General features: G+C 67.5%; 16 protein-coding genes. 13 read left to right on the forward strand and 3 right to left on the reverse strand.

The features are described from left to right. Positions 1-292: 292 nt before the first annotated feature. The 10 genes from V8F63_RS15345 to glf all read left to right on the forward strand — a co-directional run bounded on the left by V8F63_RS15345 (position 293) and on the right by glf (position 8,542). Positions 293-1,207: an iron-containing redox enzyme family protein gene (locus V8F63_RS15345; protein WP_392353964.1), complete on the forward strand. Its 915-nt coding sequence runs from the start codon at positions 293-295 to the stop codon at positions 1,205-1,207. After that, positions 1,204-2,130 carry a methyltransferase gene (locus V8F63_RS15350; protein ID WP_303705249.1) on the forward strand — a complete coding sequence of 309 codons (927 nt, stop codon included), beginning with the start codon at positions 1,204-1,206 and terminating at the stop codon, positions 2,128-2,130. The genes V8F63_RS15345 and V8F63_RS15350 overlap by 4 nt, the downstream gene beginning before the upstream one ends. Before the next feature lie 295 nt (positions 2,131-2,425). Further along, the gene (locus V8F63_RS15355; RefSeq protein ID WP_392353965.1) at positions 2,426-3,178 is read left to right on the forward strand and encodes a Crp/Fnr family transcriptional regulator; all 753 of its coding nucleotides are present in this window, start codon (positions 2,426-2,428) and stop codon (positions 3,176-3,178) included. Positions 3,179-3,243: 65 nt separating this feature from the next. After that, on the forward strand, positions 3,244-3,432 hold the full coding sequence (locus V8F63_RS15360) for a hypothetical protein (RefSeq protein WP_303684407.1): 189 nt from the start codon (positions 3,244-3,246) through the stop codon (positions 3,430-3,432). 137 nt (positions 3,433-3,569) lie between these two features. Beyond that, positions 3,570-4,316, forward strand: coding sequence for a UDP-glucose 4-epimerase GalE (gene galE, locus V8F63_RS15365; RefSeq protein ID WP_392353966.1), 747 nt, complete (start codon positions 3,570-3,572; stop codon positions 4,314-4,316). A 26-nt stretch (positions 4,317-4,342) separates the two neighbouring features. After that, positions 4,343-4,576: a hypothetical protein gene (locus V8F63_RS15370; protein ID WP_392353967.1), complete on the forward strand. Its 234-nt coding sequence runs from the start codon at positions 4,343-4,345 to the stop codon at positions 4,574-4,576. 241 nt (positions 4,577-4,817) lie between these two features. Continuing rightward, the gene (locus V8F63_RS15375; protein WP_392353968.1) at positions 4,818-5,627 is read left to right on the forward strand and encodes a hypothetical protein; all 810 of its coding nucleotides are present in this window, start codon (positions 4,818-4,820) and stop codon (positions 5,625-5,627) included. After that, positions 5,624-5,944 (forward strand): hypothetical protein, encoded by a 321-nt coding sequence (locus V8F63_RS15380; RefSeq protein WP_392353969.1) that lies wholly within the window; start codon positions 5,624-5,626, stop codon positions 5,942-5,944. Before V8F63_RS15375 ends, V8F63_RS15380 begins: the two co-directional genes overlap by 4 nt. 679 nt (positions 5,945-6,623) lie before the next feature. Further along, positions 6,624-7,082, forward strand: coding sequence for a hypothetical protein (locus tag V8F63_RS15385; RefSeq protein ID WP_392353970.1), 459 nt, complete (start codon positions 6,624-6,626; stop codon positions 7,080-7,082). Continuing rightward, on the forward strand, positions 7,079-8,542 hold the full coding sequence (gene glf / locus V8F63_RS15390) for a UDP-galactopyranose mutase (protein ID WP_392353971.1): 1,464 nt from the start codon (positions 7,079-7,081) through the stop codon (positions 8,540-8,542). Before V8F63_RS15385 ends, glf begins: the two co-directional genes overlap by 4 nt. A gap of 426 nt (positions 8,543-8,968) precedes the next feature. Here the strand turns inward: glf and V8F63_RS15395 are convergent, their stop codons facing one another. Continuing rightward, positions 8,969-9,865 (reverse strand): NAD(P)/FAD-dependent oxidoreductase, encoded by an 897-nt coding sequence (locus V8F63_RS15395; RefSeq protein WP_303705246.1) that lies wholly within the window; start codon positions 9,863-9,865, stop codon positions 8,969-8,971. A gap of 362 nt (positions 9,866-10,227) precedes the next feature. Further along, the gene (locus V8F63_RS15400) at positions 10,228-11,253 is read right to left on the reverse strand and encodes a Crp/Fnr family transcriptional regulator (RefSeq protein ID WP_392353972.1); all 1,026 of its coding nucleotides are present in this window, start codon (positions 11,251-11,253) and stop codon (positions 10,228-10,230) included. A gap of 186 nt (positions 11,254-11,439) precedes the next feature. Between V8F63_RS15400 and V8F63_RS15405 the strand changes: the two genes are divergently transcribed. Beyond that, positions 11,440-12,216 carry a Crp/Fnr family transcriptional regulator gene (locus V8F63_RS15405; protein ID WP_392353973.1) on the forward strand — a complete coding sequence of 259 codons (777 nt, stop codon included), beginning with the start codon at positions 11,440-11,442 and terminating at the stop codon, positions 12,214-12,216. Between the two features lie 461 nt (positions 12,217-12,677). On the opposite strand, the gene V8F63_RS15410 is transcribed toward V8F63_RS15405, so the two are convergent. Next, entirely contained in the window at positions 12,678-12,869 is a 192-nt protein-coding gene (locus V8F63_RS15410) for a hypothetical protein (RefSeq protein ID WP_303683163.1), read from the reverse strand. A gap of 1,494 nt (positions 12,870-14,363) precedes the next feature. On the opposite strand from V8F63_RS15410, the gene V8F63_RS15415 reads away from it, so the two are divergent. Together V8F63_RS15415 and V8F63_RS15420 are read left to right on the forward strand one after the other, a co-directional pair. Beyond that, the gene (locus V8F63_RS15415; protein WP_392353974.1) at positions 14,364-15,311 is read left to right on the forward strand and encodes an NAD(P)/FAD-dependent oxidoreductase; all 948 of its coding nucleotides are present in this window, start codon (positions 14,364-14,366) and stop codon (positions 15,309-15,311) included. A 64-nt stretch (positions 15,312-15,375) separates the two neighbouring features. Next, entirely contained in the window at positions 15,376-15,663 is a 288-nt protein-coding gene (locus tag V8F63_RS15420) for a SemiSWEET family sugar transporter (protein ID WP_303683165.1), read from the forward strand. Positions 15,664-15,910: the final 247 nt, after the last annotated feature.

Here is a 15,910-nt window from a genome sequence, read left to right on the forward strand (position 1 = left end):
CACCATGGCGGCGGCTGCGGCCCTTGACGGAGCTTGGCCAGAGACAAGGACGGTCCCGCCTCCCGGGGCTGTCACAGCCCAGGTCCAGGTCTCCCCGACCTGGCGGATCGTCCATGCAAATCCATTCTGTTCCACTCGACACCTCCCTGAAGGATTGGTTGAACCGACTTTCCCGAACCCAGTTCCACTGTCCGAAACCAGACACCGAGGGGGGATTTCGCCGCCTCCTGTCCCTTCGGGAACCCGGAGCCGCGGCAAGGCGTATGGCAATCCCCACTCACAGGAGCCATTCATGTCCTCAGAAGGTCCGGCCTCGCTTCTCGCCTCCGAACCCTCGGACCCGGCGGGCTTTCATCGCCGGTTGGCGCACTGGAACCACCGCCGCCTCGCCCCGGCCACGCCGGGCCGTGCTTGGCGCGATGATGTCCGCCATGATGCGGAGATGATGCTGGTCGAGGGCGACTTCATCGAACGGGCCCGGCTCGAGGCCGCCCCCTGGCTCGCCGATCTCCCCACCACGGCAGACGGCTTCATCGCCTGGTTCGAGGCGCTCAAGGGATCCGGTCCCGGCGAGGCGGACCCGCTCTTCCCCTGGCTGGCCGAGACGGCCTCGATGGAGGAGATGCGCTGGTTCCTGCTGCAGGAGGTGGCCGGCGAAGCGGGGTTCGAGGATCTCGTGGCGATGGCCCAGGTCAAGATGCCGGCCCGGCCCAAGCTCGAGCTGGCGCGCAACTACTGGGACGAAATGGGCCGCGGGTCGGAGGCTGGCATGCATGGTCCCATGCTGGACCGTCTAGCGGCGGCGCTCGACCTGCATCCCCGGATCGAGGAAACGGCGTGGCCGTCCCTCGCCCTGGGCAATACCCTTGTCGCCTTCTCCACCCAGAGACGTTACGCCTACCACGCCCTCGGGGCCTTGGGGGCGGTGGAGCTCACGGCTCCATGGCGAGCCGCCCATGTGGCCGAAGGCTTGAAACGGTTAGGCGTCGGCGTGGAGCGCAAGTATTTCGCCCTCCACGCGACCCTGGACATCGCCCATTCCGAAGCCTGGAACGAGGAAGTGCTTCGCCCCCTAGCGCAGGAGCGGCCGGAGTGCGTCCGCGCCCTTGCTGAAGGCGCGATCATGCGGCTGATGGCCGGCGCCCGCTGTTTCGACGCCTACCGGGCCCATCTTTGGGGTCAGGCTCCCCTGCGTCGCTCGGCGTGACGGCGCAGGCCTTTGCGCCCGGCGACGCCGCGCTGCTTGAGCTGCTTTCCCGTCTGGAGAGCGTCGGTTATGACTTCGTCTCGCCGACCCCGGCGGTCCATCGCCTGGTCGCGCGGCGGCGCCGGGCGGCCGAGGCCGACCTTCTTCGCGATATCCTTGGATGGGGCCGGGCCTTCGGTCCCGAAACCGCGCCCGCGTGGCTTATGGACGTCCTGAAGGCGGCCGACGCCCTCGTCGAAGACCCCGATGGCTTGCGCGCCCGACTACGCGTGAGCCGTCTGGACGGACGTCTGCACCTGCATTCCGCCTCGTCCGCGGACGAGCAAGCCGTCTTCCTGGGACCGGACAGCTATCGTTACGTGCGTTTCCTGCGCCAGGCTTTGTCAGGCTGCGCCTGGCGACAGGCGCTGGAGATCGGCGTCGGGGCGGGAGCCGGAGCCCTGGCGATCGCCGCCCTCGATCCGGACGCCGCTGTCATCGCGACCGACATCAATCCCCAAGCCCTTCGCCTAAGCCGCCTCAACGCCGGACATGCCGGGCTCCCGATCGACCTCCGCCCGGGCGGCTTCCCCGCCGAGGGCGTCTGGGACCTGATCGCCGCCAATCCGCCCTATATGGCTGGCCGCAGCGGGCGGTTGTATCGCGACGGAGGCGGTCAATACGGGGCGGAGGTCGCTCTGGGATGGGCGAGCGAAGCCCTCTCCCGTCTCGCGCCCGGCGGAGCCTTCGTGCTCTACACCGGCGCCCCGGTCGTGGAAGGCCGCGATCTGGTGCGCGCCGCCCTCGCCGCCCTGGCGCGCCAAGCCGGGGCGCGGCTGGTCTATGAAGAGATCGATCCTGATGTTTTCGGGGCCAGCCTCGCGCGGCCTTCCTACGCCGAGGTCGAGCGCATCGCCGCCGTCGGCGCCGTCGTCACCGTCTGAAGAGTCCGGCTGCGGACCTCCCTGTGCGGCCGCCGACGCCCAAACGCCTTCCTACGAGCTCTGGACGCCTCGCGCCGCCCCCGCGCCCTCTCGCCCTGCCGGCTGGCGCCTGCGCTAAACATCCGCTCCGACGGTCCGAGAGCCGACACCTGCCGCGCAACGGCCTCGGCCGCCGCCTGTTGAACCGGCGGGGCCGCTCGAGACGCCGAACTCCGCCCGCTGGGTCAGGCGAAATGCGCAAAAACCAACCTATGTGAAGAACTGGACGCCAAAGCCGTGCTGTTGGTCGAAGACCATGAAGAATCAGTCGGATGCAGGTCTTGAAGCGCGGCTCACCGCCCCTCTGGAGATTATGTTGGCCAGCTTCGCCCCGATAGGTATCGAAGGAAGAGACCTGGTCCGTCGCAGCTTCACCGGAGCGCCGCAGCACCAGCCGTCCGGCGCCGCCATTCCGATGGATCCCGAACGCAACCAGGCCCGGCTGGTGGCGAGCGGCTGGATCGCGCGCGGCGCCATGCTGAACGACGGGCGACGCGAGATCATCGGTCTCAGCCTCCCGGGCGACGTGATCGTCGCCTCGGGATCGGTAGACGCCGACCTCCTGGTCTGGGCCCTGACCGACGTCGTCACGGTGGACGCCACAGCCTTCTGGACCACGCTTTCCGAACCCGGTGCACAGGCCTCTCCCCTGAGGGAGGCCTGGCGGCGCTGCCGGACGGCCGAGCGGCTGCGCATGGCGCGCCAGGTCGTCCGGCTCGGCCGGCTCAACGCCTACGAACGCACGGCCCACCTGCTGTTGGAACTGCACGAACGGCAGGTGCGTCTGGGAACGGCGCGCGGCGGCGCCCTGCACCTTCCCCTGACCCAGGACGTGCTCGCCGATATCCTCGGCCTGAGCGCGGTCCACATGAACCGCACGCTGCAGCAGCTCCGACGCAACGTCCTCGTCGACTACCGGACGGGACGCACTCTGCTGCAGGATCTGCCCGGTCTTGTTCAGGCGGCCAATCTCAGCGCCGTCTGCGGGCCGCTCATTGCACCGCTGTAGAGGGACCGCGGCCGGAACCCGCCGGCCGGGGACGGGTTGACCTCATGCCCGCTCGCGAGGACGCCATGACTCGAAACCCTGACACGCCGCCCCGACCCGACCCCGAGGAGAACACCGACCCCACGGTGACGGCGCCGGCCCGGACCGACGGGCGCACCGACGGTCTGGAGCAAAAGAAGCCCATCAAGATCTTCCGCGCCGGACAGAACGCGGGCGGCGACACCCGTTCCACGGCGGCCTCGACCCGGACCTAGGTCGCGCCGCCAGCGTTCTCAACCCGGTTGTCGGCGCCGCGCCTGTGCGCTCGGGCGAGGCCGGAGCCAAGTCGTGGATCGGACACTGGCAACCTCGAGGCGGCTCTCCCCTTCCCCTCCGGCGACGGAGGTCTCTAATGAAAACCATACTGGTGACGGGCGGCGCCGGCTATATCGGCTCCCACGCCTGCAAGGCGCTCGCCGCCGCCGGATTCGAACCCGTGGTGTTCGACGACCTGAGCAACGGCCATCGCGACGCCGTCAGATACGGTCCTTTGGTGACAGGCGACGTGCGCGACAGCGCCGCCCTCGGCGCCTGCATGCAGCGGCACGGCGTGCAGGGCGTGATCCACTTCGCCGGCCTGATCGAGGTGGGTCGATCGGTCCAGGACCCGGCGGCGTTCTGGGACGTCAACCTCAATGGCGTCGCCTCGGTGCTGGCCGCCATGCGCGCCCAGGGCGTGCGGCGGATCGTTTTCTCCTCCACCGCGGCCGTTTACGGCCAGGCCGGATCCGGGCTTCTGGACGAAACGGCGGCGGCGTGTCCCGTCAATCCCTATGGCGACAGCAAACTGGCCGCAGAACGCCTGATCGCCGCCCATGCCCGCGCCCATGGCGTGGAAGGCGTAGCCTTGCGCTACTTCAACGCCTCGGGCGCTGACCCGCAGGGAGAACTCGGCGAGGCCCATCAGCCCGAAAGCCATCTTATTCCCCTCGCCCTTGAAGCCGCATTGGGTTTCGGCCCTCCCCTCAAGCTCTTCGGCCTGGACTTCCCGACCCCCGACGGAGCCTGCGTGCGGGACTTCATCCATGTCGCCGACCTTGCGCAGGCCCATGTCGCAGCCCTGACGGTTCCGACGGGGAAGCTGGCTTCCTGGCGATGAATCTCGGACTGGGCCGAGGCCTGTCCGTGCTTGAGATCATCGCCGCGGTCGAGCGGACGACGGGCCGCCCCGTGCCCTGGGAGGCGGCGCCGCGGCGCGCCGGAGATCCGCCCGTCCTCGTAGCGGATCCGGGCCTCGCGCGTCGTCGTCTGGACTGGTCGCCGACCTTCACGGACATTGACGCCATCATCGGGACCGCCCTGGCCTGGCGCCTGGCGCCCCGCTTCGGCCCGGCCGCCGCCCACGCCCATGTCGCCTGAACAGCCGCCTCTTGAAATCTGGGGCGGTCACGAGTGCTCGCTGAACCGCGTCGGCGAAACCTTTCGCGACCAGACCGTCCTCAGCGGACATGAGGACAGGGAGGAGGACTTGGACCGATTCGCGGCGCTCGGCCTGCGGGCGCTGCGCTACCCGCTCCTGTGGGAAAGAACGGAGACTTCCCCGGGCGTCCTAGACTGGACCTGGGCCGACCGGAGGCTGGGCCGGATCAGGGCCCTGGGCATGGGGGTGACCGCCGGCCTGGTGCATCACGGGTCGGGTCCGGCGTGGACCGGCCTTCTCGATCCGGGGTTCGCGCCCGGTCTGGCGCGTTTTGCCGGCGCGGCCGCGCGACGCTATCCCTGGATCCGGGACTGGACCCCGGTCAACGAGCCCCTGACGACCGCGCGCTTCAGCGCCCTCTATGGCCTGTGGCATCCCCATCTTCGCGACGAAAGGTCTTTCTGGCTCGCCCTGCTGAACCAGGTCGACGCCGTGCGCGGCGCCATGCGCGAGATCCGCCGGATCATACCGGAGGCCCGCCTGATCCAGACCGAGGATTTCGGCCGGACCTACGCCACCCCGCCTTGCCAGGAGCAGGCCGATCACGAGAACCGCCGAAGGCTGATGACCTGGGACCTCCTGTGCGGGCGGGTGACGCCGGATCACGACCTCTATTCTCATCTGGCCCGCATGGGTTTCGCCGCTCGGCTGGAGGCCGTTTCGGCCGATCCCTGCCCGCCGGTGATCGGCCTCAATCACTACCTCACCAGCGATCGCCTTCTGGATCACCGGCTGGATCGCTACCCCGCGGCCCTGCATGGCGGAAACGGGCGTCTCGCCTACGCCGATGTCGAGGCGGTGCGCGTCCTCGACCCCCGCCGCCCGGCTGGAAAGCCCACATGCAAGCGCTCTGGGACCGCTACCGTATCCCCCTCATCGTCACCGAATGCCACCTTGGCTGCACCCGCGAGGAGCAGTTGCGCTGGCTCCACGAATGCTGGGCGGCGGCTCTCGAGGTTCGCCGTTCGGGGGTCAAGGTGGAGGCGGTGACCGTCTGGAATCTCCTGGGCAGCTTCGATTGGGACAGTCTGCTGACCCGCGCGGACGGACGCTATGAGACCGGCGTCTTCGACCTTTCGGAGGGCGCGCCCCGTGCGACCGCCCTCGCCGCCCTGGTGAGAGATCTGGCGCTGGACGGGGACACGGGCATGACGCTTGCGACCGAGACCGGCTGGTGGCGGCGCGCCCAGCGCCTGCTCTACACGCCGGCGGCGTCTACGCGCCCTTCCGGTGGACCGGGCGACGCCGCCCCGGCGCAGGCCATCTGCTGCATCGACCTGGACCCGGAGGCTCATGGCGGAGTGTGAACGGCGCGGATTGCGCCTGGCGGCCGGCGGCGACGCGGGAACCGGGGCCTGGCCCTTCACGGTTTCGGAAACCCCGCTGCGGCGCGCCCTGGATCTGCTGATCGACCGACGCCTCTGCGGCCCTGTGCGCTAGACCCGACACAGGGATACGGGCGGCGGCCGCAGGCTTTGATCAAGGCCCTCTTGATGAAAGCCGCCATGACAGAGTTTCCCGCCGCCCCCGCCGCCGACATTCTCGATCTTCCGCATGCGCGACGGGACCCGATCGTCTGCCTCTCTCATCTGCGGTGGGATTTCGTCTTCCAGCGGCCCCAGCACCTGATGGCCCGTTTCGCACGGACCCGGCCGGTGATCTTCCTTGAGGAACCCCTCCCCGCCGACCCGGGCGCCCCTGTGGGCCTCGATGTCCGGGTCTGCCCGGACACGGGCGTGCGGGTCGCGACGCCGCGACTGCCGCACGGCGTCGATGGGCCCTGCCGGGACGCCGTCGTGAGACAGCTGCTGGAGGATCTTCTCGCGGAACGCGCGGTGGTCCGCCCGGTGCTCTGGTACTACACCCCCATGATGCTGCCGATCGCCCGACACGTGGAGGCCGCGGCCGTGGTGTTCGACTGCATGGACGAGGCTCTCCGCCTTCCGGTTCGCACCGCCGGAGCTCCGAATCCTCGAGGCCGAATTGATGAGCGCGGCGGACGTGGTGTTCACCGGAGGTTTCAGCCTCTACGAAGCCAGGCGGACCCGGCACGCCAACATCCACCCCTTCCCCTCCAGCGTCGACGTCCCGCATTTTGCGCGGGCGCGCCGCGGGGCCGATCATCCGGCCCAGGCCAACCTGCCGGGCCCGCGACTCGGCTTCTACGGCGTCATCGACGAACGGATGGACCTGGATCTCATAGCGGCGGTCGCCGACGCCCGACCCCACTGGTCGCTCATCTTCGTGGGCCCCGTAGTCAAGATTGACGAAGCGGACCTGCCCCGCCGTCCCAACATCCACTACCTGGGATTAAGGCGCTACGAAGAGCTCCCGGACCTCCTGGGCGGCTGGGACGCGGCTCTCATGCCCTTCGTGATCAATGAGTCCACCCGTTTCATCAGCCCCACCAAGACCCCCGAATACCTGGCGGGGGCCGGCCGGTGATCTCGACCCCGATCGCCGACGTGATGCGGCATTACGGGACGCTGCAGGGCGTCCACATCGCGGCAGGCGCCAACGCCTTCGTGGCCGGCTGTGATGCAGCCCTCGTTCAGAGAGAGAACCGGGCCTGGCTGGACGAGGCGGACGCCGCGCTGGCCAACCTGTCATGGGACCAGACCCAGGCCCGGATGGCGGTCATGGTCGACAGAGCCGCTTCACAAAGAGACCCTGTCCCGGAAGACGGAGGCCGGTGCGAGAGCCAAAGCGCCTCCGCCCTCGCTGCGGCGCCTGAGGCTCCCTGCATCCGGCCGTCGGGGCGGGCTTCGCATTACGACGCTCTCGTCGTCGGCGCGGGGTTCGCGGGTTCGGTCATGGCCGAGCGTCTGGCGTCGAGCGGACGCCGGGTGCTCCTGATTGATCGCCGGTCCCACATCGGAGGCAACGCCTACGACGAGCCCGACGCCGCGGGAGTCCTGGTTCACAGGTACGGTCCCCACATCTTCCACACCAACTCGGCGGAAGTGTTCGACTATCTTTCGCGCTTCACCCCCTGGCGCCCCTATGAACATCGGGTTCTGGCCCGCGTGGGGGACCGGCTCGTCCCCATGCCCATCAACCGCACGACGCTCAATCTTCTCTACGGACTGGATCTCAGGTCCGACGAGCAGGCAGAAGCCTACTTGGCGTCGCGGGCGGAGCCGGTCGACAAGGTGGTCACATCCGAGGATGTCGTGATCTCAGCCGTCGGCCGCGAGCTCTACGAGACCTTCTTCCGAGGCTATACCCGCAAGCAGTGGGGCTTGGACCCGTCGCAGCTGGACCGTTCCGTGACGGCGCGCGTTCCGACGCGAGCCAGCACCGACGACCGCTATTTCACCGACGCCTTCCAGGCCATGCCGCTGAACGGCTACACGCGCATGTTCGAGAACATGCTCGATCATCCCGGCATCCGGGTAGAGACGGACGTGGACTTCAGGGATGTCGAGGCCGAGTTGGTCTACGACCACCTGGTTTTCACGGGCCCGATCGACGAGTTCTTCGACCATTGCTACGGGCGCCTGCCCTACCGGTCGCTGCAGTTCCGCCATGAAACGCTCCAGCAGGAAAGCTTCCAGCCTGCCGCGGTCGTAAACTATCCGGACGAGACCGTGCCCTATACGCGGGTGACGGAGTACAAGCGGCTGACGGGGCAACAGCATCCCTGCACGAGCATCAGCTATGAGTATCCCTGCGACCAGGGCGATCCCTATTATCCGGTTCCCCGACCGGAGAACCAGGCGCTTTTCAAGCAGTATGAGGCGCTCGCCCTGGCGCGTCGCGATGTCAGCTTCGTGGGTCGCCTCGCCACATATCGCTACTACAACATGGACCAGGTGACCGGACAGTCCCTGGCGGCCTTCCGTCGTTTGACGAGGACATCCGCCGTCTCGGGCCTGGCCGCAAGTCCGGGCGTCCGGGCCTGACGCCGGGCGCCGCCGAGCCCATCGTCTGCCCTGACGGAGATCCGCCTTCCTAACCCATGTTATTGGGCGCCCCTGCGAGCAGGGTCAGGATGGCGTGATGTCCACAGCGGGATCCAGATCGACAAGACGGGACGGCCTTCTTGGCCGGTTGCTGGCCTTCCTCTTCGGCCGACCGCCGCTGATGCGCCGCTCTGGCGGCCTGCGAAGCCGGGGCGCGCCCCCGCCGCCCGCGCCGACGCGGCGCGCCTGAGCGCGGGCGTCCAGTGGTCTGGGCGTCCTGTCGTCAGTGAAGCTTGAGCCTTCCTGAGACCCGACGGTGGAGCAACCGGCCTAAGGCCAGCAGGACCGTCCTGGGCAAGCCCACGACAACGCGATGGTGCTGGAGGTGGAGGGCCATATAGGCCTAGCGCGCTATAAGCCCCTCAATCAGGAAGTCCGCCCCGCGAGTCCGCCCATGAGGCAGCCCAGCCCAGGGCCCGGCCCGAGGGAGATGAGGGACCCCCTGTCGCGGTAGCGATAGGGACCGGGATCGCCCGCCTGCGTCAAGGCTCTGGCCAGATAGGCCGCCTCCTGGGATGCGGCCTGGGCCCTGGCGGGCGCCGGACGCCCACCGGGGCCGGGCGCCTCGGCGCAGTCGCCCATGGCGTAGACTCCCGGCGCGGAGGCGCGCAGGCGGTCGTCCACGACGAACTGGTTGAGGCGGCCCGTGGCCAGGCCGAAGCCCAGGTTGATCTCGGCCGCCTTCACCCCGGCCGCCCAGACGATCAGGTCGGCCGCAATGTCGCCGACGCTGGTCTCGAGCCCGTCTGCGCGCACTCGCGTCACGCGCGCCCCGACGACAAGTCGTACGCCGCGCGCCTGCAGCGCCTGTGCCGCCCTGTCGGCGACCGTTTGGGGAAGACCGCCGAATATGCGAGGCGCGGCCTCCACCGTCACCTCAAGCATGAACCGCTCGGTCGGGTCGAGCGCGGCCGACAGGACCGCATGTCCTTCGAGACGCTCTGTGGCCAGTTCGATCCCGGTCGCCCCGGCGCCGACGATGGCGATCCTCAGCAGATGGCGACCGTCATAGGCGGATGACAGGAAGAGCGCGGCGAGCTGTCGGTGAAAGGCCTCTGCATCCGCGACATCCTCCAGCAGGCAGGCGTGCTCCGCCGCGCCATAGGTTTTGGCCAGGCGAAGGCGGCGTGCGTCGAGGTCGAGCCCTTCGACCTCGCCAGCACAAACCTGAAATGATTGCGGCGCCCGAGCGTCAGATCGTCGAGACCTTCCTGTCTCGAATGCAGCGAGCCGGCCGCGACCTCGTGAAGGGAGGGCTTCCACAAATGGAAGACCGCGCGATCTATGAGAAGCACCTGGCGAGGCCCGTCGCGGGGCCCCAGCCGGCGCCCGAGACGGGCGGCGGGATCAAGTCCGCCAGCCTCGCCGCCCACGATTACGATCTGGTTCCTCGTCCTGAAACAATCCCCGCTTCCTGCAGGGGTCGCGAAAAGTCCGGCGCCTCGCCCGCCGGCCCGCATCCAACGGGTTTTCGCCCGGCCCCTCTCAACCGCCAGTGACCAGACTTCGGCCGGCGGAGCGTCGGCGGCCAGCAGTTTGTTCATTCCGACCCTATTTTCAGAAAGAAGGACGTTCTGAACATGCTCGCCCGGCGCTCGCGATCGCGGCCTCGAGCTGAACCCAACCTAGACCGGCGCTCTTGTCAGCCTCAGATAGGTTGCGTCGAACTCCGCCTGCCTGACCAAACCGTCCCAATCGCAAATCTTAATGGCGCGTCCTTTCCATTTGACCAGTTCCGCGGTCCGGAGCTGGGCTATGGAACGATTAACGTGGACTTCCGACAGTCCAAGGACGTCTGCAAGCACGGCCTGGCTGACAGGAAGTTCCATCTTGCAGCTTCCCACGCGATGGACGATCTCCAGCCGGAGATAGAGTTCGCACAGGAGATGGGCGAGCCGCGCCACCGCTGTCCGCCGTCCAAGACCCGCGATCCATTGCCGATGCACGGCGGCGTCGATCAGGGTATCCAGCCAGAGCAGACGGGTGAGATGGGGTTCAGACTCCGTCAGCCGGCGCAGGCCCTCATGAGGAGACCGCGCGACTGTGCAGCGGGTCAGGGCGACCACCCCATGATCCATCGGGCTCATCATCAGACTGTGAAGATCGACGAAGTCGCCTGGCACGTTCAGTTGCGTGATTTGCCTAGAGCCGTTCGTCAGCATGACATAACGTGCGGCGAACCCATCGAGGACCAAGGTGCTGAACCCGGGCGTCGAATGCTGACTGACGATATCCGTCCCCGCCGGTATGACGATCGGGGGTTGCAGCAGTTCTTCCAGAACCCGCGTCTCGGCTGCGGTAAGTTCGTCACGACGCGACAGCTTCTGGATCAGGGTGCTGATCAGGACGGTCTCCTCGAGCCAGGGTGCGCCTTGGATAATCCCCCGGTGTGGGACGCGTTCCGTCGCGCTCCACTCTCGCTCATAATTTCGGGTTGATCTCTCCCCCGCCGTCGCCACGCCCTTGGCGTCGGACGAGATGGTGAAGCGCAACTCGCCGTCCTCGAAGACACTGGCCTCCCGGAAGGTCCGGCTGCCGCTCAGACGACGCTTCACCTGGGCGATCGTCCCCTGCGGCTCGTCGGCGACGACGAGCTCGGTTCTCAGCACGCCGGTCCCGCGTGCGCTGTAGCGGATAGTGTAGAGAGCCATATCGCCTCCTGCTCTGGAAGCTGAATCCGGCATCTGGGCCCTCGTTCCTTCTGTACGAAGGCGGACTCTGATGAAACACGCGGCGCGCGACAAGCGCCTCGCGGCCGTCTCGCTTTTTCCTAACCTATGTAAGTGCGGTTCGCGCCCAGGGCGTCACTCTGGGCTCAGGAGTCCGACATGCAACCTATGATCAGCCTCACCAATACAGGCTGCGGCTTTCATCAGCCGCACCTGGACCTGGGCGACCACCCTGTCTTCCAGGCGCTTCCCGACCGCTTTCAATCGACCGCTCTGGCTCGGCGCCGACTGACGTCTTTGCCTGCCGGCCAGGCTTTGGAGGAAGACGGTTTCCTCTCCTTTGTTCTGACGGGCGTCCTGGGCCTCTTCCCTAAAAGCGACGGCGTCTGCGTTGCGACCATCGTCGCGGGATCTGTCCACGGTTGGGATCAAGCCCTGGAGCCCGACGGCGACCGCCCTCCGGCTCGGGCGCTGATCGACACCACTCTTTGCCGCGTGCCCGCGGACTGCGTCGTCGAGCACCTCGGCCGTGACTGGTTGACTCGTCTGGTAGCCCGCCAGTCATCGGGTCGCCTGACCGGTCTGGCCGCCGAAGCGGTCTGCAACGCCTCCCACCTCGTTCAGGAGCGGCTGGCCAAATGGCTGGTCCGGCTGCATTGCGGGGCCAATGGCGCTCCCCTGCGCCTGACTCAGTCCGATTTCGGCGCCATGCTCGGCGTGCAGAGAACCAGCGTCAACGCGGCCGCTGGACGCCTCCAGGCCCAAGGACTCGTGCGTTTCAGTCGTGGGAAGGTCCAAATCCTGAATCTGGCCGGCCTACGGGCCGTTTCTTGCGGTTGCGGCGATCCCAGGGTTTCCGCAGCGGCCGCGACAACGGCGTCGCTCCGTCCGCCGGAAGCCGCCAGCTGGGTCTCCCGCGACGTCCGCGTGCGCAACACGGCCTGATCAGGGGACGCCGGCGAGGGAATGCGGCAGGAGTCCCGCCGCCTGGGTCGATGAGTCCCCCTGGGCTCCGCGAAAAAGATCCTGGCCAGCAAGCAAAATGCCGACCGCACCAGAACCACGGCGCCTGCCCCAGCCGCCAGCAGGGGCCAGGCGCGGCGCTTGCGAGATGCGCGGGCTTTGGTGGGAAAAGAAACGACGACGCCCATGTCTCCAACCTTTCGGCGCCATAACGCGAGGAGCGGCGTTCTGGACGAGAATGTCGTCTTGACGACACTGGGGATGGCGGGCGAAGGAAGGCCGCGAGGAGGCGCGCGACGCCTTCCCGAAGAGGAGGCGGCAGACCCGCTCTGGACATGCACCGGGGTCGGCGCGTCCGACTGGCGCCGCGCAGCCCGACCGCAGACGTCGCCGCAACCGGACCGGCGCTCGCACGCATCATCCCGAGCAGGCGTAAATCAGCTTCAGCCTAGCGGCTTCTGGTAAATGTCGCGGGATGACCGGGCGATGATCCGAGAGATTTCATCCAGGACGGCTCGTTCGCCGCTCGTCCCGCCAAGCGATCTCGCCGCCTGAAGAAGGGCCTCGATTTCGCCCAGCTTTCCCGGCAGCGCCGGGAGTTCCTGCGTCCTGGTAGTCTGCTCGCGCGTGCTCATGGTTCTGCTCCTTGCACTTTCGAAGCAACGCCGTGCAGGTCGCCCTGCTCGCGGTCGCCCCTTTTGGCGTGACCGCCGGTCTTGCGCCAGCCTTCGCCTATCTGATCCAGCTGGAAGACGCCCCGACCCTGCAGACTTCGCGACCCTCGTTGCGAACGATAATCTCAAACGAGAAGGCGCCGCCCTCCCGGACAGGCCTTTCGCGCAGGATTTCGGAAAGAAAGAGCACCGCTTCGCGCCAGGCGTCAGCATCCGACGGCGCTGCGCTCTGGAGGGCCATCTCAGGATCAACGCCGCTAACAATGAAATCATAGGTCGCCATGACGACATCTACGTCCGGGCGGCCGCCCGGGGCGCAAATGGCCGATACCGGACACAGCCCTAATCGTGCGCCAAGCCATGATGGCGTGAGCGAGCCTAGCGCAACTGACTGTCCTTGCTTCCACGCCGGTTGATGCCCCCGGTCACGATCCGTCCATCCCGACCGGATTGGCAGGATACGCAGGTCACCGCCCCCGACATGGCGCGTCGGCGCGCTTCGGGGATGGCGTCGCCGCACTCAAGACAGAATTCGCGGCCGGGTCCCGTGGGCATTCGCGCGCGAGCGTTGAGGACGCCGTCGACGACGGTGTCGTGAATCTGATCGAGCACAGCGCCGTCTCGAGTCCAACCGCCTGCCATGAATGTCGCCTCCCTTTTGATGATTGAGGATGCGATATGGGCAGTACGCGCCTAATCCCAGCTTGGCCGGCAAGGTTCACCGCCCTGTCCGGAGTGTTTCAGTTTGGCGAGGCGGCTGGACCCAATCTGGAGGGCCCCGCTCGCGTGACGGTCGCCCCGTTCTGCACAGGGCGCCCAAGGGGATGGCCTGCGATGAAGCGCGCACCCGCCCGGCTGGTCAGGGTCGTTGCGCCTGACCCGACGCACGTCGTGAGGCGAAACCAGGGGCAGGTTGCGCAGCCCCAAGGACACATGCGATTTTCAAGGTCGCCGACGGCGTCGTCTCGTCACGCACCCTGGTGATCGACACGGATGGGGTTCGGCGCAAGGCTCAGGGACCATCGACCTCGGCGCCGAGCCATGAAGCTCAGGATCGATGGCGAACCCAAAAGCCCCGCCTCCTGAGCGTCTGGGCGCCAAGCACGATCCTCCTCGCCGCCCCCGCGCCTGGGCGTGGACGCCTCGGCAGTTGCCACGCAGGGCGGTCTGACCGGCGCCCTGGCCCGCTCGTCAATACGGTCGAGGCCCTTCTGGGCTTCATCGATCCTGCCTGGCCGAGGGCGCCGACTGCCGCGCCCTGATCGCCAGAACCCGCTGGATCCTCCTCGGCCGCCGGCGTTAAGGTCCTGCAGCGCGTCAGTCTGGAGGGTGAGCGCTCCATCAAATCCTTAGTCAGCTCAGCCCCGAGCGGCGGCGCGCTTCCTTCGGCGCGACGGAAACGGAACGCCGCGCTTCCTCATCTGTTGGCATGAGACCAAGCCGCGAAATGAACTCATGGCCGCAGATCCAGAACCGAACTCTGAACCCGATGTCGTCGTCATCGGCGCGGGGCCTGCAGGCCTAACCGCGGCCCTCTATCTGGCGCGATATCGCCGGAGGGTTCTCGTGCTGCATGACGGGAAGAGCCGGGCCCTGCGCATTCCTCTCACCCATAACGCTCCCGGGTTCCCGGAAGGCGTTCGCGGCCCGGATCTGATCGCCCGCATGACCCGACACGCTGTTCAGTACGGCGCGGACATCCAGGAGGCGGAGGTTTCAGCGATCACGGCCGTAGCGGGCGGGTTCAACCTTCATCTCGCAGACGGTACCGCGCTGGTGGGCCGCGCTGTGATCCTGGCGACCGGCGTTGATCTTAACCAGGTTGCTCTGCCGGAAGCCGTCCATGAGGCGGCCATCCGCGCGGGAGTGCTGCGCTACTGCCCGGTGTGCGACGGCTATGAACATATCGGCAAACGCATAGGCGTGATCGGCTGCGACACTAATGGCGCCGCTGAAGCCCTCTTTCTGCGCCGGTATTCCCGGACCGTCACTCTCATGCCGCTGACCCGTCCTGAACTCTCCTCCGCCGAGGCGCGGGCTCTGGCCGATGCGGGGATCCGGCTGGAAGCCGGCGCCCTGCGCGCCCTCGAGCCCGGCGCCGATGACATCACCGTGCGTCTCGACACAGGCGCCTCGCTGGCGTTCGACGTCATTTACCCGGCTCTGGGGCGTCGACCGCGCTCAATCCTGGCGGAGCAGCTCGGGCTCGATCTCACCGAGGCCGGCTGCGTGACGCCCGATGCTGTCTTCGAAAGCGGTGTGGCGGGCGTCTTCGCCGCAGGAGATCTTGTCGAAGGCCTGGATCAGATCAGCGTGGCCATGGGGCACGGTGCCCTAGCGGGCACCAGGGCCCACAACTGGTTGCGCGAGCAGGAGCAGGCCACGCTCCAGAGCCGGACCTAGCCGCCAGGCCGCCGCAGGTGCGTCGACCCCAGGAACAGCAGATGATGCCTGACGTTGGGGCTCTATGAGTGAACTCGTCGCCAATATCGTCGGCTCAGCCGCCGCCATCTGCTCCGTCACCAGCTTCGCGCCCCAGGGCGTGAAGATCTGGAAAGAGAAGGACGCCTCGTCGGTAAGCCTGAAGACCTATGCTCTGACCGTCACCTGCTTCATCCTATGGGTGATCTACGGCGTCATGACAGAGGCCTGGCCCGTGACGATCGCGAACGCCTGCGCCCTCGCCATGGCGTCGGGCGTGCTGGTCATGAAGTGGCGCTTCAGAAACAATGGGCCCCGCGCGGCGCGATCCTAGCGCCCATACGGCGCTCCTTCGCCACCGATCCGGATGCGCGGTTATGCGAAACGAGGTCATGGTGAGGCTGAACCGTCTTGGTCTTCTAGTCCCGCCCTAGGGATCCCGAGGTCGAGCTCGCAGAGATGAGCCTTCGGCCCCAGCGCGTCCTGGAGTCTCAGCCGGTGAAACCACCTCGCTGGATCCCCCTCGATTCATAACCGCCCGGAAGGACGGCTATACGCAACTGCGGCCGAGCCGACGTTTC

Origin of the sequence: Brevundimonas sp. LF-1 (genome assembly GCF_037055305.1) — a bacterium.
Lineage (GTDB): Bacteria > Pseudomonadota > Alphaproteobacteria > Caulobacterales > Caulobacteraceae > Brevundimonas > Brevundimonas sanguinis.

Excerpts from the sequence above, each read along its gene's own strand:
- V8F63_RS15345 (WP_392353964.1), top strand. The coding sequence starts at position 293 with ATGTCCTCAGAAGGTCCGGCCTCGCTTCTCGCCTCCGAACCCTCGGAC.
- V8F63_RS15355 (WP_392353965.1), top strand. The coding sequence starts at position 2,426 with ATGAAGAATCAGTCGGATGCAGGTCTTGAAGCGCGGCTCACCGCCCCT.
- V8F63_RS15360 (WP_303684407.1), top strand. The coding sequence starts at position 3,244 with ATGACTCGAAACCCTGACACGCCGCCCCGACCCGACCCCGAGGAGAAC.
- galE (WP_392353966.1), top strand. The coding sequence starts at position 3,570 with ATGAAAACCATACTGGTGACGGGCGGCGCCGGCTATATCGGCTCCCAC.
- V8F63_RS15375 (WP_392353968.1), top strand. The coding sequence starts at position 4,818 with ATGGGGGTGACCGCCGGCCTGGTGCATCACGGGTCGGGTCCGGCGTGG.
- V8F63_RS15385 (WP_392353970.1), top strand. The coding sequence starts at position 6,624 with ATGAGCGCGGCGGACGTGGTGTTCACCGGAGGTTTCAGCCTCTACGAA.
- V8F63_RS15400 (WP_392353972.1), bottom strand. The coding sequence starts at position 11,253 with ATGGCTCTCTACACTATCCGCTACAGCGCACGCGGGACCGGCGTGCTG.
- V8F63_RS15405 (WP_392353973.1), top strand. The coding sequence starts at position 11,440 with ATGATCAGCCTCACCAATACAGGCTGCGGCTTTCATCAGCCGCACCTG.
- V8F63_RS15410 (WP_303683163.1), bottom strand. The coding sequence starts at position 12,869 with ATGAGCACGCGCGAGCAGACTACCAGGACGCAGGAACTCCCGGCGCTG.
- V8F63_RS15415 (WP_392353974.1), top strand. The coding sequence starts at position 14,364 with ATGGCCGCAGATCCAGAACCGAACTCTGAACCCGATGTCGTCGTCATC.
- V8F63_RS15420 (WP_303683165.1), top strand. The coding sequence starts at position 15,376 with ATGAGTGAACTCGTCGCCAATATCGTCGGCTCAGCCGCCGCCATCTGC.